Here is a 20,963-nt window from a genome sequence, read left to right as displayed (position 1 = left end):
TATATGTCTCCCGGAGGCGGGGGCCGCTGGGCGTCCGGTACGTGCCGGTCGGCTTCCTTCCAGCGGGAGGGCGAACGTGCTGGCCGCCTCCTCGGCACTGGTTCCGGCAAGAACACGGTATGGCTCCACCTGGAAGGTCCGGTCCGCGCCCGGGCCGGCCCGGGGTTTCCTCGGCTGCCATCGCGATCGCGTCGCGGTTGCGGGTTCTGGTGGCTGTGCCGGTCAGTCGTCCGAGTAGGTGTCACTGCGGCTGGTTGAGGCGTCACGGGTGTGCCATTCCAGAAGGGTGTCGCCGTTGAGACGTTCGAGGACGTAGCGGTCGGCCCGCCACCACACTGCTTCCGAGGCGTGAGTACCGGCGGCGAACGTGCGGGTGACGTCCTGCTCGACGGTAGCTGTTCTCGTGGTCGTCGACGACTGGGTCACTGTCAGCTGCTCGCTGAACGTGGCTGCGAACGAGGAGGAGAAATGCTTGAACGTCACTGAGGTGTCGGAGTTGACCGACCAGCCGGTGGTCTTTGACACTGTCTCGGAGTCACTGCTGGTCAGACCGAACGTCGCTTTCGTGGTGTAGGTGTCGGCAGAGGCGGAAGTGTGCTCGTAGTAGAACTGCCGGTCCCAGTACCCGTACCTCTTCAGGATGTAGTACGGCGTGTTGTCCACCTGCCATTTGACGCCACCGCCCATGCTGTCGCTCACCAGCGGGAACGGCACGGCGACCTGCCCGACCAGCACCTCCGTACTCTTGCTGTTCGGTGTGGGCGCGTAGCTAACCATCCGCGGGATGTCGCCGATGTCCACCCCTGACAACGGGACCAGGCCCGTGACCGCGGTGTACTCGTCCTCCTGGTTGAAGGACCAGTTCTCGAAGTACCGCTTGCTGTCACTGTCGCCCTGCAGGGAGAACTGCTCCAGGTGGGCGCTCTGACCGGTGCTGAACCCCGCGACGTTGACGTACAGGGCGCTGCCGACATTCGTCATCAGGCACCAGCCTGCCGGCGCGGCCGTGTCCTGTTTGAGGTTCCACTGCTGGAACTTGCGGCGGGCCTCGTCCTCCTGCAGCGAGAACTGTTCCAGGTGCGCGCTTTTCGATGCGGAGTACGACGCGACATTGGCGCACAAGCCGCTGCCCCTGTTGACCAGGAGGACGTTGCCGTGGTCCAGGAGGAACACATGCCAGGTCTGGAACTCCCTGTTGGAAGAGTTTGGGTCCTGCAGCCTGAGCTGCTCCAGGGGGGCGCTCTGGTCGGAGCTGAACGACGCCACGTTCGCGTACCATTCGCTGCCGCGATTCTGCACGGTGTAGGTGTAGCCCGGGGTGAACGAAGTCGTGGTCAACGGTTCTCCTCACCGCTCCCGAACCGCTCGTGGACTGTGGCACAGGCTCACGAGAGCCCAGGGCAAAATTGCTCCTACGGGAAACACGGAGCGCACTGAACAGCGCCTCTGAGAGGCAGCGTTGCACCCCGCTGCATCGACGTCCCCACTATCCAAGCCCGTTCCCGACCTGTCTGCCCCAGAACCCGCACGAGGGCTGAAAGTGGCCGCTGCGTGCGGGGCAGATCAGACGCTCCTCCTCCCCGATGAGCAGGAAGCCTCCTCTCTACGAGGCACGGCGTTGCTGAAGCCGCCCCGCCAGGCAAGGATCCGGCCGAGAGGGTGGGAATGACCGAAAAGAGCGTCGAAGCCCTCCCCTGGGCAGGAGCCGCCACTCCACGCCAGACGGGAACAACACCAGGTACGTCGCCGGGCCCTATCAGAGACCCCCGTCCCGCTTGCCCACCCCTGACACGCATCACCTCATCCGGAGCGGCGGCCAATTTGCGTATGTAGGGGTCGAGTTCAGCGTTGTGGCCCCGCGCGCGAACGACGCGGTCTCTGTGCGGGCCCGACGCGCTTGACCGTCACCGCGAGGGTTGCGGCGGGGGACAGGGTTTGCGTAGCCGTGCAAGGTTGCTCAAGCTCAGGGTGTGACGATGGAAAAGTCCGGGTCGCCGGGGTCGAGGAGGCCCGCGAGGCGGGACAGGACGGAGGCGTCGCCGGTGACCTCGATGCCCGCCTTCGCGAGAGCGTCGGCCCTGAGTCCTCCCGTCGCGAGCACCGGAAGGGCCCGCGCCGTCGTCGCGAGTGTGACGTCCGCGTCACCGCGCTGGGCCGCCGGGCTGTAGGTGAGCGCGCCGTTGGCCAGCCGCAGGCGGTAGCGCCGGCCGGTGTCGGTCAGGGCGATGTCGATGGTCAGTTTCTCGTTCCATGCCTTGGGGCCGTCGATCTGGATGGCGATGGCGTCGAAGAGCATCTCCGGGGTGAGGGCCGAGATGACGTCCGCGGATGCCGAGACGGTCGGTGTGCCGAACTTCCCCTCGCGCAGTTCGGTGGCGCCCGAGAGGTAGATGTTGCGCCACACGCCGTTCTCCGCGCCGTAGCCGAGCTGCTCGAAGGTGCCGGCCAGCAGTTCACGTGCTGCCGTGTGGTCGGGCTGGGCGAACACGACGTGGCTGAGGATCTCCGCGCTCCAGCGGAAGTCGCCCGCCTCGAACGCGGCACGGGCCTTCTCGACGACCGTGTCCGCCCCTCCGCCGAGTTCGACGTAGCGCTTGCCCTGTTCGACGGGCGGGTGCTGCCACAGGTGCGCCGGGTTGCCGTCGTACCAGCCCATGTAGCGCTGGTAGATCGCTTTGAGGTTGTGGTTCACCGAGCCGTAGTAGCCGCGGGCGTGCCACGCCTGTTCGAGCACGGGCGGGAGCTTGAGGTCCTCCGCGATCTCGGTGCCGGTCCAGCCCTTGTTGATCAGGCGCAGGCACTGGTCGTGCAGATAGGCGTACAGGTCGCGCTGCTCGGAGAGGAACGTCACGACGCGCTCGTTGCCCCAGGTGGGCCAGTGGTGGGACGCGAAGACCACCTCCGCCTCGCCACCGAAGAGGTCGATGGTCTCGGTGAGGTAGTTCGACCATGCGTGCGGGTCGCGGACGAGCGCACCGCGCAGGGTCAGGAGGTTGTGCAGCGTGTGGGTGGCGTCTTCCGCTGCGCACAGCGCCTTGTGGTCGGGGAAGTACACGAGGACCTCGGCCGGGGCCTCGGTGCCGGGGGCCATCTGGAAGACCATCCGCACACCGTCGACCGTCTCGGTCTGCCCCGTCTCGGTGATGTCCAGCGTCGGGGCGATGAGCGTGATGTTGCCCGTCGCCACCGTCTGGGCCAGACCGGTGCCGAGCGCACCGTGCGGCGAGCGGGCCAGTGCTGCCCCGAACATGTACGCCGAGCGCCGGGACATCGCGGTTCCGGCATAGACGTTCTCCGACACGGCGTGCTCCGTGAACTCCGCCGGAGCGATGACCGGCACACGTCCGGCGTCCACATCCTCCTGGGTCGTGATCCCGCGGACGCCGCCGAAGTGGTCCACATGGGGGTGCGTGTACAGCACGCCGGTGACGGGCCGCTCACCGCGGTGCTCGCGGTACAGCGCGAGCGCGGCCGCTGCCGTCTCCTGCGTGACCAGGGGGTCCAGCACCAGGACCCCGGTCTCGCCCTCGATGAACGTGACGTTCGACAGGTCGAACCCCCGCACCTGGTAGATACCGGGTACGACCTCGAACAGCCCTTGGATGGCGTTGAGGGTCGACTGGCGCCACAGGCTCGGGTTCGCGGTGTCCGGCGCGTCGCCCCGGAGGAAGTCGTAGGTGTCGTTGTCCCAGACCACCGCGCCCTCGGCGTTGGTGATCGCGTTCGGGGCCCGCTTACCGAGGAAGCCGCGTTTCGCGTCCTCGAAGTCCTGGGTGTCCGAGAACGGCAGGCTGTTCAGCAGAGCCTGGTTCTGGCCGGCGACGGTCGGGGAGACAGGCTTGGGCGTCATGGGCATAGCGCCCATACTGGCCAGGTTGGCCTGTCTCCGCACGCCGAGCCGCCTGGTCCATACCGGAACGCACCACGACCACCGAGCCGGCCCGCCACGGCACCGCCACCGCCCGAAGCCGGGACCGGATCCACCCCGGCCGACCCCGCCGCACCTGCTGGCTCGACCTGATCAGATCCGACCCGCTTGAAGGGCAGGACAAGTTCAGTGCGCGCGGTGAGGGCCCGGACGGCCGCCCGGGCCCTGACCGTGCTCCTGGCCTGCTCCGGTCACCGGGTGATACAGCGCAGAAGAGTCCTGCCGGCGACCCCGGCCGGTGTGAGGTCTGCGGCGTGGTCGGTGAAGCCCTGTCCGCTCGTTATCACGTGGCCGGGATCGAGGGACGGTGTATGGCGAGCAGGGCCATGTCGTCTTCGGTCAGTCCGCGGCTGAAGTGCTGTACGTCGTCGACGAGGGTGCTGAGCAGTCGGGCGGGGGTCGGGAATGTCCGGCCGGTCAGCCTGGCTGCCGGGTCGTAGAAGGTTCCGGTCGCGTCCCGGGTCTCGGAGAGACCGTCGGTGTACAGGAGCAGTGTGCTGTCCGGGGGAAACTCCCAGGCGTCGTGCCCGCCGGGTGACGGGGCGAGTTCGAGCAGACCCAGAGGCAGCCGGAACGTGCTGGGCATGAGGGGGGTGACACTTCCGTCTCCGCCGAGGAGCAGTGGTGCGGGGTGGCCGCAGTTGAGGATGCGCACGGCCTGGTAGCCGGTGGGGATTTCCACGAGGACGCAGGTGACGAACGTTTCCTCATCGGTGTTGTCCCGGTCCGTGCGGTCCCGCACGAGAGCTCCCTCGAGCCGCCGCGCCACCCCGGACAGCGTCTCCTCCTGCTCGGAGGCTTCCCGGAAGGCCCCGAGGACGACGGAGACGGTCTCGATGGCGGCCATACCCTTCCCCCGGACATCGCCCATCACCAGGCGAACGCCATGAGGGGTGGAGCGGGCGCCATAGAGGTCGCCGCCGATCAGCGCCTCACGCTGAGCTGCCTGGTACCGGGCGGCCACACGCAGCCCTGCCACGTGCTTCGACGGAGTGGGCAGTACGGCGCGCTGGGCAGCCTCGGCCACCTCGTGTGCAGAGGTGAGCCGCTCGCTGCTCAGGCGCACCATGACGTTCACCAGCGCGGCGATGGCCGTGGCGAAGGCGATCGTGGTGAGCTGCGGCCCCATGCTCCGCACGACGGAGTCCTCTCCGTTGATCTCTGCCACGAACCGGAGCGTGGCGGCGGAGACGAAGGCCGCACCTCCGAAGGCGACCGTTCTCCCCAGGCTGAAGACCGGTGCGGCGATCAGCGGCGCGGCCACGAAGAACGGCGAACCGTTGAGATTGAGAGGCGTGAAGAACTGGAAGACGCTCCCGACGAGCAGCAGGACCACGGGCAGCAGACGGGACAGCCACCAGAGATACGAAACCGGCGAGAACGAGGGCTCGACGACAGCCCTGGCCGAAGGGTCAACCTTCTTCTTCACGTGCTCCTCCAGAAAGCCGTGGAGCCGGCACTTGGGCCGCGCTCTGTGACACTGCGGAACTGCTGGTGACCAAACCTGACCAAGGCCGCAGACAGCCCGCACGCATGCACCCACGCCGGACAAAGGCCCAGACCCCTCCGGGCACCGACGCCACTCCTTGACCGTAAACGAAAAGGGCCATTTGGGCGTATGGTCGCTTTAGTGAGCTAAGTTACCGTCTGGGAACATAGGAGTAAACAGCTCTGCCATCGAGCACCGCAGCACGCACGGATAGTCAACGCCGGGGGCCGTCGAGTCGTACCTGCGCAGCGTCGCAACCCGCAAGGGAACGAACCCCATGCCGACCGCCCGTCTGCGCGCCGTTTCCAGAAGCCGGACGAGCAGCACGGCGCCGCCGGCCCCCGGCAGGCCAACGGTCCGCACCTCGACCAGAACAAAAGGTTCGGGTACGTCTAACCAGGTCACCGACAGCTCCGGGGCGCGGGGATTCGCGGTAACAGTTCCCATAGCAAGCGCCCGCCGCCCACTCAGGCGACGAGGGTGTGTCGGTCGGCGAGGGGCATGTGCAGCTGCGCAGCGAGGGGCGCGCAGCGGGTGGAGAAGCGGCCTTTGGCGATGACCGGGACAACGTCGGCCATCGCAACATAGACAACGATCCCCGGTTACCCAAACCGGCGATCGTCGGGACACTTGAAGCATCCATTCAGCCGCGAAACCCAGTGGCCTGACATGCGCGCGGCCTGCTGGCCGCCACGACGGAGGAGCTATCTCACCCCACACTTGCACCCGTGCGCTTTCGCCTGCAGGACAACCCCCGCTACCCAGCGTCACCTCGAAAGCAGTGCTCGTGGACGGTTCTGCGCATGATCATGCGACGAACCGCGCAGCCGAAATGCTCACTGGAGGCATCGCCCCAGGTGCGCGCACCGCGAGTGCTCACAAACTTGCGGAACCTACATCGGAACCTCCACGGCCGGACCATGCCGGCCCGGTCGGGGGGCCAGCACGATGACGTTCCATTGGATCGACGCACTCACCACGCCCGTGAACGGCGTCCCGGCCTTCCCTGAACGGAGCCCGAGCCCAGGGGAGGCGTCCGAGTGCGAGATATCGCTGTTCACGAGTGCCCGCGACGGCATCGTCGCCCTGGTCGCAGGCAAGGACTGGCGCTGGGCCCATACCGCTCTGGACACGGCCGGCTTCTCGAAGACCGCCGACGGCCACCGGTGTCTCCCGCTCAAGGGCGGGGACCTGGGCCGCACCAGAGATGCCCTGCACGTCCTTGGGGTCCTGACCCAGATAGCCGGTGTCCCGGTCACCGCGGACACGAAGGTCTATATCGGCGACTTCGCCCGCGACCTGGCCGAGTACCTGCCCGGCCACTGGGACGTCTGGGTCGAGTCCTACGCGCTCCAGACCTGGCAGGGTGACCTCGCCGCCTGGATGTGGAGCCCTTCCCTCACAGCGACGCTGGACCAGCACCGGGTGCCGCGGGCGGCACTGCTGAAGCACTCCGACGGTGCCGAACTCGCGGTCATCGAGGATCCCACCGCCGACCGGTTCCACGTCGGTGCGCTCCACCCGAAGGACCTGTTCGCCGACGGACTCGTCACCCCGCCCGCCGGCGTGTCCGTCGCCCCCGAACCGGCTGTTGCCGCTGTGGACGTTTCATCCCGCCTTCTGGCCGCCTACGCCCGGGCCGTGCTCCATTGCCAGGTCAACGCCGTCGAGGAAGACCTGGACTGGGCCCGCAGCACACATTCCGACACTGCTCCCGACCCTCTACCAACCGCGCTCGTCGAAGCCTTCGCCCGGTTCTCGGACGCCGCTCCCCAGATATGCGCAACCGTACGCCAACTGGCAGCGCTCACCGCGGACGAACGGGCGACACTCCTACGGATCAACGATGTCTTCGCCGCTCCGGCCGTCAGCCCCGACGCCCCGGCGATCTCGCGTGTCAATCCTGTGGACTGGTGGCTGCAGGAAGCGGGCGACAGCCTCGTCGCCCTGGCCCGCCGCACGGTACCCGACGCCGAGCCGACCATCGCCAAGCCCGGCAGTCCATCACTTGGCCCCGCCGCAGCGCTGCCGCCTCCACCGCGCCCGGGCACACCCCGTGCTCACCGCTGACCCGCACATTCACAGAAGGAAGCCGCTGCCCCTCTTGGATCCAGATACTCAATTCGTCTTCGGCACCCACCATCAGCACGGATACGCCGCCGCCTTCGCACCGGACTTCTCCTCTCATCTCGCGCACTGGCTTCTGAGCCGCATTCAGTTCGAGCCCGTGCCGCAGGAGCCGGGCCTCTACCGGCTCACCGATCCCGAGAGGGACGGTGCACGCCGCACCCGCCAGGCCGCCCAGGACCTGCGCGCGCTGCACTACGCCGTACACGTGGACGCCGATGTCGCCCACGCTGATTCCGGTCCCTCGCACTCCGCCCGCCAGAACGGGCTCGCCGAACGCCGCACTCGCATCGCCCATGCCGCGGCCACCCGGCCTCCCCGGCGCGGCGTGACCCCGACCGTCTCGGCACCCGCTGCCCGAGTAGTGCCGCCGGAACCTTCCTACGCCCCCACCGTCCACCTCACAGGCGCCGCCCCAGGTCGCGGACGATGAGCACCGCTCCGGAACCGATCCGCATCACCCGAGGGCGTGGTGGACAGGTCGAGGCAGAAGGCACCGTCGACAGCCTCGCCTGGCAGCTCCTCTCGCGGGCCGGGTTTCTGTCCGGACCCACCATCAACGGCCGGTGGATCCGGCTGCCCTTCGACATGGGCGAGGACTGGGAGAACGAGCGGGCGGCCTGGGCCGCGCAGATGCTCGCCACCGCCCGCTTCCCCGTTCAGCTCGGTCCGGGACTCAGCCCCAGAGCTTCCGGCACGACCCAGCCCGCCATCCCCTCTCAATCCCTGCCGCCGCGAACGCTGATGCGTTGAGGGCAACTTCGAGGAGCACCTGATTACCGACACACCCGCCCCATCCGCAACGCATCGGCTTGGTGCCGCCGCCGGGAATTTCCGGTGGAGGATGGCCCGACTCGACCTGGAGACGGAGAAGGCGCTCGATACCGTCCGGGACAGGTACGGGCGAACCGTCCGCTTCACCGACGCAGCGGATATCCGCACTCGGCGTACCCATAAGGCTCTCGCCGGATACCGGCACGATCTCGGCGCGTCTGCGTTGCCCCTGCTGTCCGCCGCGACGCAGGCTCTCGACAGGATGCAGCCCAGCGCCGCCGTGCAGGCGTGGCACGAGCTGATCGCCTCCCTCGCCACGTCGCACGGGGAGATCCTGTGTGCCTCCACCACACCCTCCGAACGCGAAGCCTCGGCCGTCTGGGTCCATCTGGCCCACTGGGCGGACACCGGGCCGATCGCCGCGCATCTCGCCGACCTTCACCACGAGCCCGCCCCGGAGTTCACCGCGGACGAGTCGCGGAAATGGACCGAGAGAGCCCAACGAGCCCGCAGCCGCGGAGCCCTGGACCTCTTCGAGTCCTGGTACGCGGCAGACGGGCGCCGGATCACCCTGGCGTATCTGGTGGAGGACGACGACTCCGAAGTGGTCGCTCTGGCCGGGGACCCCGACGCTCCCGGATGGGCCGTGATCGGCCGGTACGACACCGAGCTTGACGCCGGCACCGCGCTTCCACGGCCCATGCCCCCGGGGGTTCTGCGCCCCGACGCAGCCTCCCGGTTCAACCGCCCCGACCTGGCACCGGAAGTGCCCCTGCAGGAGCTTCTCCGGGACGTCGCCGAAGCTCACCAGGCGGGCGACACCTCCAACGCGCTGCTCATGGCGACGGAGCGCGGTTACGAGCCGGGGGCCATGGCGTATCTGCAGCAGCTCGTCCAACGCGCCGCCGCGTTCTCCTGGGCGCTGGAGTCGGTGCAGGGGCAGCGCATCGGTTCCCGGCTCGACTCCCTGGGCCGGCAGCTCGGCTTCCTGGCCGACGAAGTCCGCGACGCCGCCGCCGATCTCGGCGCGACCGTGGCCGTCCTGCCTCCACACCGCGTACCGGTACCCCCACGAACGCGGCCAAGGCCCGCCATCGCCACCACGTCCCCCGCGGCACGTCCCCCGCACACCACAGCGAACGCGCGCCGCACCTAGCCCTCGCTCGCAGAAGGCCCTATCGCCCTGACCGCCACAACTACCCCGGCACCGCACGTCACCTATCGGGCGGTGCTGGGTGCCCCCTACGTTGCCCGTCTCCTCGGCGGCACCCTCACCGGCCGCCTGCCCAACAGCATGGCCCCCACCGGCATCCTCCTGTGGGTCACCGGATCGGGCGGCACCGTCGCCTTCGGCGGGCTCCTCGCCGCCCTGTACGGCCTCGCCTCCGCACTGTCCCAGCCGGTCAAGGGACGCCTGATGGACCGCCGCGGCCAACGATCCGTGCATCTGCCGGCCGCGGTCCTCAACTCCGCGCTGCTGGCCGCGCTGCCCGTCGCCGGACCACACGGCGGCACAACGCTCACTGCCACCATCGCCGTCGCCGCAGGTCTGACCGCGCCCCCTCTGGAGGCGGGGCTTCGAACGCTGTGGCCCAGCGTCCTGCCGGAGCCCCGGATCCGGCACGCCGCCCTCGCCTTGGACACCGGCACTCAGGGACTGCTGCACATCGTGGGCCCCGTCCTCGTGGCCGCCCTCGCCTCCGCATACAGCCCCTCTGTCGCACTGGTCGCCACAGCCGCCCTCGGCCTGACCGGCACCCTCGTCGTCGCGACCGCCCCTCCGTCCCGCCGCTGGCACCCCCGTCCGGCGCAGAGCGGTGACGGTGCAGCCCACCGACTGAGCAACGGACCGCTCCTCGCACTGTTCGTCGCGCTCCTCGGCGTGGGCTTCGCGCTCGGCGCCCTGACCGTATGGGCCATCTCCATGGCCCGGATACACCACACCGACATACTCTCCGGCCTGCTGCCCGCCGCATTCTCCACCGGCAGCTTCCTCGGAGGACTCCTCTACGGTCGCCGCACCTGGCTGTCCTCCACCAGCCATCAACTCCTCTTCGGCAGCGCCGCTTTCCTGGCCGGATGGCTGCCGCTGCTCGCACTCCCGGGCCCGCACATGGCCACCGCGGCGGTCATGCTGCCCGGTGCGTTTCTCACCGTCGTCGTCGCCACGGCCTACGTGACCACCAACGCGCTGGCCTCCGCACATCGCACGAGCGAGGCATACGCGTGGCTGATCCTCTCCATCGGCGTCGGCCAGGCCGCCGGCACCGCGCTCGCCGGCCGCCTGTCCGAGCACGCACTCCCCCTCGCCGTTCTCCCCGCCGCAGGTGCCCTCTTCGCACTGACCGTTCTGACCCTCACTCGTCCCGGCCGCACCCCCAGACCCGTCGGACGCCACCGCCGGCACCGCACCTGAGTCGGAAGCCATTGCCCATCGTGCGTGTTCCAGCCACGCACCGTGGATGTGCTGGAAGCTCCGGGCCCGCCTCACCTTCGCCCAACACCCCACCGCTTTCCCGCCACCACCGATAGGAGATCCGTTGACCGAAATACCAGCAGAGCCGTTCATGGCGATTCGGCACACCATCACCGGCGAGATCACCACCACCGGCTACAACGCCGCCGCCCGGCGGATCCTGCTCCAGGACGGCTTCGAAGAGACGCCACGCTGCGCCTGCCGAGCGGCGGAACCGGGGACGGACCGGACGCCTGCTCGACAGCCAGCGAGCTGCTCGTCGCCGGCCATCCCCTGCACCCGGACCGAGCCCTCGGGCGGCAGGTGAGCGCCGACGGTACGCCCCGGTTGGCCCGGTCGCCGATGTCGGCACAGCCCGTGATCCGCTCCGAGAGCGGCCAGCCTCTCCAGCGCCTCGCCAACCCCGCCCGCACCGCGCCTGTTGAGGGGGCCTCGTTTTGACCACACCCAGAACGCCTAGCGGTCCAGAGCGCGCCAAGGGAGGCGAACTGCGGGCCAAGGTGGCCCGACTGCTGGCCGACCGGCCGGCGGACACGCCCACCATCGGGGAGATGGCCAGGCAGCTGGGCCACTCCCACGGCGCCGTCCGCAACGCCGCCCTCACCCTGGTGCGACGCGGCGAGGCCGACCAGAGCGGCTCCGGGCAACCGTCGTTCCGCGCGAACGCGAAAACCGCCGCAGCCGCGAAGACCGTGGTGATCAGCCCACCGGGCACCCACTCTCCCCGCGCCCAGGCGACCACGGCCCGCACGACCAATCCCGCAGCAGCCGCGCCCCGGCAGACCGGCCCGATCCGCCGCGCGGGGGGCCAGCTCTACCACCCGAGGGAGCTGGCCGATCTGCCCGACGTCGAGGCGTTGAATCGCTTGCGCGACGCCGACGTGCCGGTGCTGCTCTACGGCCCTCCGGGCACCGGCAAGACGTCGCTGGTGGAGGCGGCGTTCCCGGACCTGCTCACCGTCGCCGGTGACGGCGACACCACGGTCGGCGACCTGGTCGGCGAGTACACGCAGGCCGACAGCGGAGGCTACGTCTTCCAGTACGGTCCGCTGGTCACCGCGATGACCGAGGGCCGTGCCCTGCTGATCGACGATGCCACTCTGATCTCGCCGATGGTCCTGGCGGCGCTGTATCCCGCGATGGACGGGCGCAGACAGATCCAGGTCAAGGCCCACAAGGGCGAGACGATCAAGGCCGAGAAGGGCTTCTACGTGGTGGCGGGCCACAATCCCGGCGTCCACGGAGCGGTTCTGACAGAGGCGCTCGCCAGCCGGTTCAGCGTGCAGATCCAGATCGGCACCGACTATGACCTCGCTACAGCGCTGAGGATCGATGACCGAGTCGTCCGGGTCGCCCGACACCTCGCCCACCAGGTCGAGCTGGGCGAGCTGGGCTGGGCCCCCCAACTGCGGGAGCTGCTGAGCTATCAGAAGACCGAGGCCGTCCTCGGCACCAAGGCCGCGCTCGCGAATTTGGTCGGCATCGCCCCTGTGGAGGATCGCGACGCCGTCGCCGCCGCCATTATCAAGACTGTCGGCGTCACGAAGATCGCGCCCCTCACCCTCGGCAAGCAGCTCCCCGCCTCAGCCGCCCGGCGGCCCCCGAGCAGCACCGTCTCCGCACGCCGGGGCCGCTCGCGATGAGCGCCCACCACCACGTCCAGTCCCCCGCCACCACGCCGGACGACGACGCCGACCTCGCCCGATGGGACGATGACGGCGCCCCGCCCGCGCAACCCCGCTCGTCCCCGGACGCGTGGCTGCGGGTGGGAGCCGAGCTCGGCGACCGGCTGGTCGCCCTCTCCGGCCGCAACGACCTCCTCGTCACCTGCCGCCCCGGCACGCGCAGCGGCGCACCGGCCGCATACTTCCCCACTCTGGGCGAGGTCGAGTTCGACGCCGACCTGTTCGCCCCGCTCCAGCCCCACGAGATCCATCCGCGGATCGTGGGCGACGAGGACCGGTACCCCGCCGCCTGGGGAGTGTTCGTCCACGAGGCCGCCCACGCGGCCCACTCGGTCTGGACGCAGCCTGCCGGAGCGGACCCTCGTGTCGTCGAGGCCGCGCTGCTGCTGGAGGAGAGCCGCGTCGAAGGCGCACACCTCATCACGCGGCCCACGGACCGCACGTACCTGCGCACCAGTGCCCGAACCCTGGTCATGCCCGACATCGACCACCCCACCCTCCAGGGCATCGAGCACGCCGCCGGCGTGGCGGCCCTGGTCCTCGGCCGCCGTGACGTCGGCATCCTGGACGCGGGCGAGACCCGGGCCGTCGCTGATCTGTGCGAAAAGGTACTGGGCGCAGACCTGCTGGCCATGCTCACCCGCATCTGGACCGCAGCCCACCAGACCGCCGACCACGACGCCACGGCCATGCTCGCGCACGCTCAAGAATGGTGCGACGCTCTGGACACCGCGGCCCCCTACCTGCCCATGCCGGAGAATTTGGCCGATCTGCTGTCCGGCGCCGTCGGGGTCGTCATGGACAGCACGGCAGCCACTGACGCCGCCGACCTCGCGGCACAGGACGCAGCGGCCGACGCCGTGGCCGCGAAGTCCAAGGCGCAGGCTCAGGACCGCGCCCAGCGGGCCGACCAGCGACGTAAAGCCGCCGGCACCGGCAAGGCCGTCTTCAACGCCCGTGGCACCGTCAACCCCGACGGCACACCGGCGCCCCGCAACAACCCGGTCACCGGCACCCGCAGGCCCACCGCCGCCGAGCAGAAGGCCGCCGCGCGCCTGAGCCGCGCCCTGCGTGCCGCCGCCTACCGCGAGCGGACCGAGGAACGGACCACCAGCCCCACCCCGCCCGGCCGCCTCAACATGCGCGCGGCCCTCGCCCGCGACGCCCAGCGCGCGGCCGGGTCGGTCCCCACCGCGGAACCGTTCACCCACGTCCGCCGACGAAACTCCCCCACCCCACCGCTGCGTGTGGGTATCGCCGTCGACGTCTCCGGTTCCATGCGTGCCGCCTGCAAGCCCGTCGCGTCCGCTGCCTGGATCGTGGCCCGCGCCGCGGCCCTGACCGACCCCGACTCCCGTACCGCCACCATCGCCTACGACCAGCACCTGACCGCATTGACCCGACCCACCCACCGAGCACCAGAGCGCGTGACGACGTTCGATGCCACCGGCGGCCACCACAACCTCAGCAACGCCATCGACGCGCTCGACCACGGCCTCGACCTCAGCCGCCCCGGGGCCGGCCGTCTCCTCGTGATCGTCACCGACGCCCGGTACAACAGCGACGAAACCGCTGCGGCCGTCACCCGCGTCAAGCAGCTCACGACAGCCGGCTGCGCCGTACTCCAACTCACCCTCACCGCGAAGTCCCGCCACTTGCCGGGGACCACCTTGCTGCACCTGCCCCGGCCCTCCAACGCTCCCGTCGCCATAGCCGCAGCAGCCACGGACGCCATCCGCAGGACACGCTGAGACGACGCAGAAGGCAGAAGCGCGTCCCCGAGACCATCGCCAAGCACTCCTGACCACCTCCGTCCGCGCTATGAATCGGGCATCTGATGCACGACCCTCCGCAACGACGCAGGCCACCGCCGCCCCAACTGCCAACGAAAGGCACGCGATTTGAAGCCCCAGACCAGCAGCCCGACCTCGAACGTAACGCCCATCAAACGGAATTCCCCGGGGGTCCAGACGCACTGGGCCATCGAACACCCCTGTGGCCACTCGACTGTCCGCGACCTTTCCGACCGTCCCGCCGACCGCAGAGCCGGCTTCGCCCGCTGGCTCGCGGACAGGGACTGCACCGACTGCTGGAAGGCATCGCGCGAAGCCAACACAGAATCGAAGGAGGAATGGCTGGCCGCACGCCGCGCCGAAGAACAGCAGGCCGCCACCGAGTGGGCAGAAAAGTTCGGCATGCCTCCCCTGGAGGGTCCGGAGCGAGCGCTCGACTGGGGCCGAAGGTCCCGTCACCAGCTGATGACCGCCGCGCACACTGCACTGGTCATCGAAGGCAGCTGGGATGAGACGGACTGGGCCGCACTGGAGGAGAAAGCCCGATCCGTCACCCGGGCCGGATGGTGGATCGACCAGAGGGACGCCGAAGGCTCCGATGTGGTCGAGCTACTCGACGCCGCCGCCGAACAGGACCGCGGAACGGAAAACCCGTTCCGCTGACCGCAGGCCAGCACCGCACCGCACCCCGGGGGCACGACGTCGTGACGGAGCAGGCCGCTAAGTCCGTGCGCTTGAGTCGGCCGCAACATAGCCGCAGGTCGCCGGTTAGCCAAACCGGCAACTCTCCGGACCATTGATCCTCCCGTCGTCACCGCTCCGCGTGGAGGAACGCCCATGATCCCGCTGCCCTGGAAGCCTCCGTCCGCCTCGGCCTTCGCGCCGACTCCCGACCCGCTGACACCAGTACGCGACGTCACCCACCAGCACTTCAACGCCGGCGACCAAGTCGTCATCCTCAAGGGCGCCACCGCCGGCGAACTCTGGGGAGACTCGATGAAGGTGGTCGCTCCCTCGTGGCACACCCCCACCGACGAAGACGGCTGGCGGTTGCGGGACGCGACCGGAGGTGAACAGTCCTACGTCACCGCGCACCCCCGGTACCTCGTGCATCTCTCGCGGCGTTGCCCGGACTGCCTGATCCACCTGCGGGCCATGGAGAAAGCTCTCCTCGCGCGGTTCGCCGACCGTGATGAGCTGATCAACTTCGGCTGGTACACCACCACCGCCCTGGGCCAGCTCGTGCACATCGCCGATGCCCGGAGCGGCCGGTGATCCCACGTCTCCACGAGCGGGCCCACCGGCCGTGCGACCCGCTCGAAGAGGCGCTGGGACGGCCGGTCTCGCCGACCGAGGGTCTTACGGAGTACACGGTCGTCGCCCGCTGGCCGGGGCTGGATTACTTCGCCCTGGACGACGAGGAGAAGGTCTGGACGTCCGCCGAGTGGGCCGCGCATCTCGAAGACCCCTACCTGGAGCACCCGTTCGCCGTCAGCCCGGATGATGACCGTCGGGCGGTTCTCCACATAGATGTCCGGCTTCACCCGGCCGACCGGGAGCTGACCGGGCCGGAGTGGGCAGAAACCGCCCACCGGTTCGCGCGGGCCGCCGGCATCGAGATTCCCGGCAACAAGACCGGCTGTCGGTGGATCGCCGTCCAGGCCCAGCGTGGGCGTCTCGACCTGATCGCCAACCTGATCGACGTCGACGGCGTCTGGCAGGTTCCGCCCGCCGACATCCCGCGGCGCCTCTCGGACGAGGCGCGCCGCATCGAGCAGGACCTGAGCCTCCTCGTTCCCGGTGGGCCAACCATGCGGCCGGCCATCCGCCCGGTGCCCACGGCATCGTCCCAGCTCGCGACCGTCCTCACTCAACTCGCCGACGAACAGGCCGGCCCCCTGGCCGCGGTCCGCGGACTGATCGAGCACACCGCGCACCGGGTCGCCCGGCAGCCCGGTGCCGCCGGCACCGGCACCGCTCACCGCCTGGAGCTGCTCGCCCGCCGCCTCCACGCCATCCAGCAGGACCTGGACGCCACCGCCGCCCAACTGGTCCGGACCCCGATCGCCGCCGTACCACCCACCACCCGGCGCACCAGCCACCGATCGCCGTAGGAGAAACGCCTCTGCCCACCGCCGACCGCCACCTGGAGATCCGCCGCGACCCGCACTCCGAGGAAGTCCTCGCCCGCGGCGGTGACCCCGAGGCGCACAGCGTCCTGCAGCGAGTCGGGTTCATCTCCGTCGTACGCGTCCACGAGACCTACCACCGCGCCCCCATCGGCCTGTCCGACCAGGACGAAGAACGGCTTGCCACGGGCGCCGTCGCCCGCCTCCGAGCCAGGGGATACTCCGTCGGCTGTGACGGGAACTTCGACACCGATGCCCGCCCGGCGATCTACCCGACCACGGGCTCGTCCGTCGCCCACCTTGCCGAGCGCATTCGCGAGGCCACCAGCACGGACGATGTGGCGGAGGCCCTGACCGGGCTGACCGCCTCCCACGACGGCATCCTCGCCATGGTCGCGGACGTCCTCACCGCCACCGCCGACTTCCACGACGGACTCGACGAGCCGGCAGACCCGCACATCGCCCGACGGCTCCGCTACCTCGCCGACGAGCACCTCCGCACCATCCGCACCGACCTCTCCGACACCCGTAACGCTCTCGCCGACCGGCACGCCCCGCACCCCGGCCGCAGCACCTGCCGCGAAGAGGTCCCCGCAACAGAACGAGAGCGCTCCGCCGCGTGCGCCTGCCCACCCCCGCCACGCACGCTCCCGGCCCCACCGCCCCCGGTGGCCGCCGGACTGCGCCGCTGACTCCCATCTCGCCCAAGGACACCATGCACGACCACGAAACCTCCGAGCGCCTCGCCTCGTACGCCGACGTCCTCGCCGGCGAACTCCCCGACTCCTGGACCAGCTCCCACATCCCCGCGGACGCCAAGGACGACCTCGTCGACCTCGCCGACCGAATCTGGGACCTGGACCTGGTCGCCGCCGCGCTCGCCGATCACCCGCTCCAGCAAGCGGCCGTCCTGAGCCGACAGGACGGCGCCCAGCTCGTCGTCCTGGACCGGCACGACGGCGACGGGTTCCTCGTCGCCGCCGTCGCCCCGCGCGCACTGCCCGACGAGGCGTACCGCGCCGTTCCCGAGCCCAACGGCATCGCCCTGGCGGATGACCCGTTCCTGAGCGCCGAGGAGGTCGCCGGCGACCTCCTCGCCCGCTACGACACCGCACTCGCCCAGGTCCGCCACAACGCCCTGGGCGGCCTCCAGCCCTCCCAGCCAGACCGGGTCGTCCTGAACTGGCAGCCGGACGGCAGCGTCGCCACCGCGCCCGTCGGCGACCGTGCCGGTGAGATCCTGCTCGCCCACGGCTTCACCCAGGACCCGCAAAGCGGGATCTACCGCCTCAGCGGTGACGACACCCAGGCTCAGGCGCGCGCCCTGCGCGAACTCGGCCCACAGCTGGAAGCAGCCGGATTCGCGACCGGACTGCAGCACCCTGCGGCCCGGACCGTTTCCGCCTCCGCACCGCCCGTGCCGCCGGTTCCCGCCAGCTCCCCCGCGCACACCGCATCAGTCCGCCGCGCCATCTAACCGCCCGGGCGGCCCCGGCACATGCCCGGGCCGCCCTGCACTGAATCGTTTCCCGGAGAACCCCGTAACCGCCCGCACACCCCCACCGATCAGCAGCCGGCTCACGCCCCGACTCGCGACCGCCCTGTTCCGCCGCTACCTGCGCGCCTGCATCCCGACCGGACCCGACCGCGCCTCCCCATTGGCCGGTGCCCGCCCGGAGGCCGTCCTCGCCGAGGCCCAGCGCATCGGGCGGCACCAGCACTGAACCGTTCACCGACCCGGAGGAGCATGTCCCACCCCGTCCCCTACCCGGTGCGGCTGGCTGACGAGATCACCCGCCAGCTCGGCCAGCTCGCCGACCACCTCTCCCAGCTGCCACCGCCCCAGGCCGCGCAAGTCATCTCCCGCGTCCTCGACCCGGACAACGGAGTCCTCGGCGGCATCAACCATCTCGTCACCGTCGGCAGCATGTTCGCCAAGGACCAGGCAGAGCGAGGTGCCCTTCCCCCCGAGGTATGGCTCGCCCTGGGCCGGGCTTCGAACGAACTGCACGACGTCGCCCTCGACCTGGACGAACACACCGAGACCCTCCGGCGGGTCGGCACCCGGCCCGTCGCCACCGCGGCGAAGGCCCCGGCACCCGTGCCACTCGTCGTCCGGCGGCGCCGGTGAAGAAGACACAGTGGCAGGGCTGGGGGCCCGGTGAGCAGGCCGAGCAGCACTACCTCGTCGAGCCTCGCCACCTCGCCGGGGGAGGAAACCTCCAGCACGTCGCCGCGTTCCTCCATGCCTCCGGCTGGCGGGACAAATCACAGCCGGAACGCCTTCTCCTGGAGAGCCCGGACCGCTCCATCCGGATCGCTTACGACCCCCATGTCCTGCCCGGTGGGTGGGTGATCCAGGGCACCGCCTCCGCCCACCAGGACGAGTGGTGGGCCACTCTCGGTCAGCAGACCCCGGTGGAGATCATCGCGGGACTCACCGACGCGCTCACCCAACCGCGCTCCGCGCACGCCCCCAACGTGTGGGCGCCTCTCCTCGAACAGGGCTGGCACGCCCCCGAGGACGCCGATCACGTCACCGCTGTCAGCGCCGACAGCACTGCCTGGGTCCGCTACCAGCAGAGCCAGCCGGGTGAGGCAGTGTGGCTCGCCGGGGCCACGGACGAGCACGGAAACGGCTGGACCGCCCAGCTGGCCTCCAGCACACCGATGCACCTCGTGGAAGCCTTCTCCACGGCGCTCGCCAGCCCGGATCCCGTGATGCGCCCGCTCGGACGCGTCCCGCACAGCTCCCGAATTCGGACCACGTCGGTCTCCGTTCTTCCCTCTCAGCTGAGGGCCTGGCAGCAGGCTCGGGCAACTGCCGCCCGCGCGGCTACCTGGGCCCGCAACTCAGTCCGCGGGCCCCGCCCCCGGGCGGCCAACCCCCCAGCCCATTCCGGTAGTGCCCGTGCTCGTCGCTGACCTCAACGCCAACCGCACCAGGAGCCCCGTGCCCGCACTTACCACGGACACCATCCGCACCGCGATCGCAGCACCACGCCGCCCGACCCGCCCCCTGCGAGAACGCACCGACACCCGCAGCGCCCGCGAACCCCGGGTCTATCTACCGGAGTTGATAGGCCACACGGGAAAGCCGTCGAGGCTCTACTTCCACCACCTCTCCGTCGAGCCGGGGGGCGACCGGCTGCGGTGACCGAACGGCAGCTCGCGGCCTTCACAGACCGGCACGGGCATCAGATTCCCTACGACGCCAGCCCCCGTCCACCTCGCCGGCCCCGGCGACGCACGGCATGTCACCCACGGACTCGCTGCCGCAGGATGGACCACCAGTTCCGACCCGCTCAGCCCACAGATCGTCCTGACGAGCCCCGACCGCCGCTACACCGTGGACTTCAACCCGCCGCCCCGTACGGCCACTTGGTGGACGATGCGAGCCGAATACACCGACATGGCACCGGGCTGGGTACGCGGCGTTCAGCGAGCTCGTCCCCGCCGAGGTCCTGGGCCGACTCACCGACGCACTGAGCGTGCCACCGTCCGCCCCGGGCCCCGCCCCTTCCAGATCCTGGAATCGGCGGGATGGCAGGTCGGCCCCACGACCACCGCCCAATCCCCCGACGGTATGTGCCACGTCGAAAGACACAACGAGACCCACGAGGGCGGCGCACAGACGTCGTACTGGCGCGTCGATACCTGCGAACCAGGACACGGCACCCCGAGGGGGCGGCAGATCTGGGGCGCCTGGCTCCCCTCACCGGTCCCCGAGGCCCTCATCACCGCTTTCCTCCAAGCGCTCACCGAAACCGCGCCCTTGCAACGCGCGATGTACGACCGCACCGCTCATTACCGTGCCGTACAGAAGCCGAGCGCCCTCAGCCCCGAGCAGGTAGTCCAAGCACACGCCGACCGGCTGAAGACCATCCGAGCGCAGGTGCGCGCCGCCCGCCGCCGTCCAACGACGACACCCCCGACCGCTCCGGCGCCGTCCGGCACCCACCGGGCGACCGCTCGCCGCTAGACCCGAGAGGATTTCCGCACCATCGCCTTTGACCACACCACCCACCGAAGGTCCCTCAAGGAGGTCGACGGCTTCGTCCGCGACAGCAGCAGGATTCTCGCCGAATGGGACGCCTACTCCGAGGAACACACCGACCTCGACGGCTGGCCGCACGATGACCACGCCTACGGGCTGCGCCAGAGCCGGCGCGACGCCGAAACGGCCCGGGCGTTCGAGAACATCCGCGCCCACGCGCACCACCTGCTGGCAACCGCCGACGTACAGCTCAGCGCCCTGCCCAAGGCCGTGGTGCAGAACCGCTGGGGGTATCAGCTCGGAGTTCTTCGCGATGCCCTCGACCAGCTCAACAGGTTGAGCGAGGAGTGGCTGCGCACCAAGGACACTCTTCCCGGCCCCGGTACCGCCTCCTTCGATGACGCGCTCGCCGAGCACCACGCCGAGTGCTGGAGCTCGCTCGATGACTGGACAACCCACGCTCACGCGCTGCGTGACATCAACTCCGCCGCGCGACACGCTTCGTCACCGCTCGCGCCGCCACCGACCGTCACCGCCGCCCTGTCCGCCGGTCGGGCAACGCCTG

20 protein-coding genes and 1 pseudogene are annotated in these 20,963 nt (G+C 70.0%); 17 read left to right on the top strand and 4 right to left on the bottom strand.

What is annotated here, in order from left to right; genetic code table 11:
- Positions 1-222 precede the first annotated feature (222 nt).
- The 3 genes from AB0F29_RS06335 to AB0F29_RS06325 form a co-directional block, all read right to left on the bottom strand.
- Entirely contained in the window at positions 223-1,338 is a 1,116-nt protein-coding gene (locus AB0F29_RS06335) for an RICIN domain-containing protein (protein ID WP_360780846.1), read from the bottom strand.
- Between the two features lie 625 nt (positions 1,339-1,963).
- Positions 1,964-3,850 (bottom strand): alkyl sulfatase dimerization domain-containing protein, encoded by a 1,887-nt coding sequence (locus AB0F29_RS06330; protein WP_360780843.1) that lies wholly within the window; start codon positions 3,848-3,850, stop codon positions 1,964-1,966.
- Between the two features lie 361 nt (positions 3,851-4,211).
- Positions 4,212-5,357, bottom strand: coding sequence for a PP2C family protein-serine/threonine phosphatase (locus tag AB0F29_RS06325; RefSeq protein ID WP_360780840.1), 1,146 nt, complete (start codon positions 5,355-5,357; stop codon positions 4,212-4,214).
- Positions 5,358-6,365: 1,008 nt separating this feature from the next.
- On the opposite strand from AB0F29_RS06325, the gene AB0F29_RS06320 reads away from it, so the two are divergent.
- From AB0F29_RS06320 to AB0F29_RS06240, 17 genes and pseudogenes are all read left to right on the top strand, one after another.
- Positions 6,366-7,487: a hypothetical protein gene (locus AB0F29_RS06320; RefSeq protein WP_361867986.1), complete on the top strand. Its 1,122-nt coding sequence runs from the start codon at positions 6,366-6,368 to the stop codon at positions 7,485-7,487.
- 34 nt (positions 7,488-7,521) lie between these two features.
- A complete protein-coding gene (locus tag AB0F29_RS06315; RefSeq protein WP_361867983.1) occupies positions 7,522-7,977 on the top strand; it encodes a hypothetical protein in 456 nt (151 codons plus the stop codon).
- Complete coding sequence (locus AB0F29_RS06310; protein ID WP_361867981.1) at positions 7,974-8,297, top strand: hypothetical protein; 324 nt, start codon at positions 7,974-7,976, stop codon at positions 8,295-8,297. The genes AB0F29_RS06315 and AB0F29_RS06310 overlap by 4 nt, the downstream gene beginning before the upstream one ends.
- Before the next feature lie 91 nt (positions 8,298-8,388).
- Positions 8,389-9,474 (top strand): hypothetical protein, encoded by a 1,086-nt coding sequence (locus tag AB0F29_RS06305; protein WP_361867978.1) that lies wholly within the window; start codon positions 8,389-8,391, stop codon positions 9,472-9,474.
- A gap of 72 nt (positions 9,475-9,546) precedes the next feature.
- Positions 9,547-10,734 carry an MFS transporter gene (locus AB0F29_RS06300; RefSeq protein WP_361867975.1) on the top strand — a complete coding sequence of 396 codons (1,188 nt, stop codon included), beginning with the start codon at positions 9,547-9,549 and terminating at the stop codon, positions 10,732-10,734.
- Between the two features lie 151 nt (positions 10,735-10,885).
- On the top strand, positions 10,886-11,101 hold the full coding sequence (locus AB0F29_RS06295; protein WP_361868696.1) for a hypothetical protein: 216 nt from the start codon (positions 10,886-10,888) through the stop codon (positions 11,099-11,101).
- A gap of 193 nt (positions 11,102-11,294) precedes the next feature.
- Positions 11,295-12,437: an AAA family ATPase gene (locus AB0F29_RS06290; protein WP_361868694.1), complete on the top strand. Its 1,143-nt coding sequence runs from the start codon at positions 11,295-11,297 to the stop codon at positions 12,435-12,437.
- Positions 12,434-14,230: a hypothetical protein gene (locus AB0F29_RS06285; RefSeq protein ID WP_361867973.1), complete on the top strand. Its 1,797-nt coding sequence runs from the start codon at positions 12,434-12,436 to the stop codon at positions 14,228-14,230. The genes AB0F29_RS06290 and AB0F29_RS06285 overlap by 4 nt, the downstream gene beginning before the upstream one ends.
- A 231-nt stretch (positions 14,231-14,461) precedes the next feature.
- The gene (locus tag AB0F29_RS06280) at positions 14,462-14,935 is read left to right on the top strand and encodes a hypothetical protein (protein ID WP_361868691.1); all 474 of its coding nucleotides are present in this window, start codon (positions 14,462-14,464) and stop codon (positions 14,933-14,935) included.
- Positions 14,936-15,109: 174 nt separating this feature from the next.
- Positions 15,110-15,547, top strand: coding sequence for a hypothetical protein (locus AB0F29_RS06275; RefSeq protein WP_361867971.1), 438 nt, complete (start codon positions 15,110-15,112; stop codon positions 15,545-15,547).
- Complete coding sequence (locus AB0F29_RS06270) at positions 15,544-16,386, top strand: relaxase/mobilization nuclease (RefSeq protein WP_361867968.1); 843 nt, start codon at positions 15,544-15,546, stop codon at positions 16,384-16,386. The genes AB0F29_RS06275 and AB0F29_RS06270 overlap by 4 nt, the downstream gene beginning before the upstream one ends.
- A 353-nt stretch (positions 16,387-16,739) precedes the next feature.
- A complete protein-coding gene (locus AB0F29_RS06265; protein WP_361867965.1) occupies positions 16,740-17,093 on the top strand; it encodes a hypothetical protein in 354 nt (117 codons plus the stop codon).
- 23 nt (positions 17,094-17,116) lie between these two features.
- Complete coding sequence (locus AB0F29_RS06260; protein ID WP_361867963.1) at positions 17,117-17,878, top strand: hypothetical protein; 762 nt, start codon at positions 17,117-17,119, stop codon at positions 17,876-17,878.
- A gap of 270 nt (positions 17,879-18,148) precedes the next feature.
- Positions 18,149-18,532, top strand: a complete 384-nt coding sequence (locus AB0F29_RS06255; protein WP_361867960.1) for a hypothetical protein — start codon at positions 18,149-18,151, stop codon at positions 18,530-18,532.
- Positions 18,529-19,326 (top strand): DUF317 domain-containing protein, encoded by a 798-nt coding sequence (locus tag AB0F29_RS06250; protein WP_361867958.1) that lies wholly within the window; start codon positions 18,529-18,531, stop codon positions 19,324-19,326. Before AB0F29_RS06255 ends, AB0F29_RS06250 begins: the two co-directional genes overlap by 4 nt.
- Positions 19,313-19,558, top strand: a complete 246-nt coding sequence (locus AB0F29_RS06245) for a hypothetical protein (RefSeq protein ID WP_361867955.1) — start codon at positions 19,313-19,315, stop codon at positions 19,556-19,558. The genes AB0F29_RS06250 and AB0F29_RS06245 overlap by 14 nt, the downstream gene beginning before the upstream one ends.
- Positions 19,559-19,792: 234 nt before the next feature.
- Positions 19,793-20,116: pseudogene (locus tag AB0F29_RS06240) on the top strand (hypothetical protein); the annotation flags it as partial.
- Here the strand turns inward: AB0F29_RS06240 and AB0F29_RS06235 are convergent.
- The gene (locus tag AB0F29_RS06235; protein ID WP_361868742.1) at positions 20,117-20,896 is read right to left on the bottom strand and encodes a hypothetical protein; all 780 of its coding nucleotides are present in this window, start codon (positions 20,894-20,896) and stop codon (positions 20,117-20,119) included. It abuts the pseudogene before it with no gap.
- Positions 20,897-20,963 lie beyond the last annotated feature (67 nt).

Source organism: Streptomyces sp. NPDC026589 (assembly GCF_040638385.1).
GTDB lineage: Bacteria > Actinomycetota > Actinomycetes > Streptomycetales > Streptomycetaceae > Streptomyces.
This window is presented reverse-complemented; position numbering and strand designations above follow the sequence as displayed.

What these genes read in the sequence shown, in the direction of transcription:
- AB0F29_RS06305 (WP_361867978.1), top strand. Translation starts at nt 8,389, where the DNA reads ATGGCCCGACTCGACCTGGAGACGGAGAAGGCGCTCGATACCGTCCGG.
- AB0F29_RS06285 (WP_361867973.1), top strand. Translation starts at nt 12,434, where the DNA reads ATGAGCGCCCACCACCACGTCCAGTCCCCCGCCACCACGCCGGACGAC.
- AB0F29_RS06260 (WP_361867963.1), top strand. Translation starts at nt 17,117, where the DNA reads ATGCACGACCACGAAACCTCCGAGCGCCTCGCCTCGTACGCCGACGTC.
- AB0F29_RS06255 (WP_361867960.1), top strand. Translation starts at nt 18,149, where the DNA reads ATGTCCCACCCCGTCCCCTACCCGGTGCGGCTGGCTGACGAGATCACC.
- AB0F29_RS06295 (WP_361868696.1), top strand. Translation starts at nt 10,886, where the DNA reads ATGGCGATTCGGCACACCATCACCGGCGAGATCACCACCACCGGCTAC.
- AB0F29_RS06275 (WP_361867971.1), top strand. Translation starts at nt 15,110, where the DNA reads ATGATCCCGCTGCCCTGGAAGCCTCCGTCCGCCTCGGCCTTCGCGCCG.
- AB0F29_RS06310 (WP_361867981.1), top strand. Translation starts at nt 7,974, where the DNA reads ATGAGCACCGCTCCGGAACCGATCCGCATCACCCGAGGGCGTGGTGGA.
- AB0F29_RS06320 (WP_361867986.1), top strand. Translation starts at nt 6,366, where the DNA reads ATGACGTTCCATTGGATCGACGCACTCACCACGCCCGTGAACGGCGTC.
- AB0F29_RS06330 (WP_360780843.1), bottom strand. Translation starts at nt 3,850, where the DNA reads ATGACGCCCAAGCCTGTCTCCCCGACCGTCGCCGGCCAGAACCAGGCT.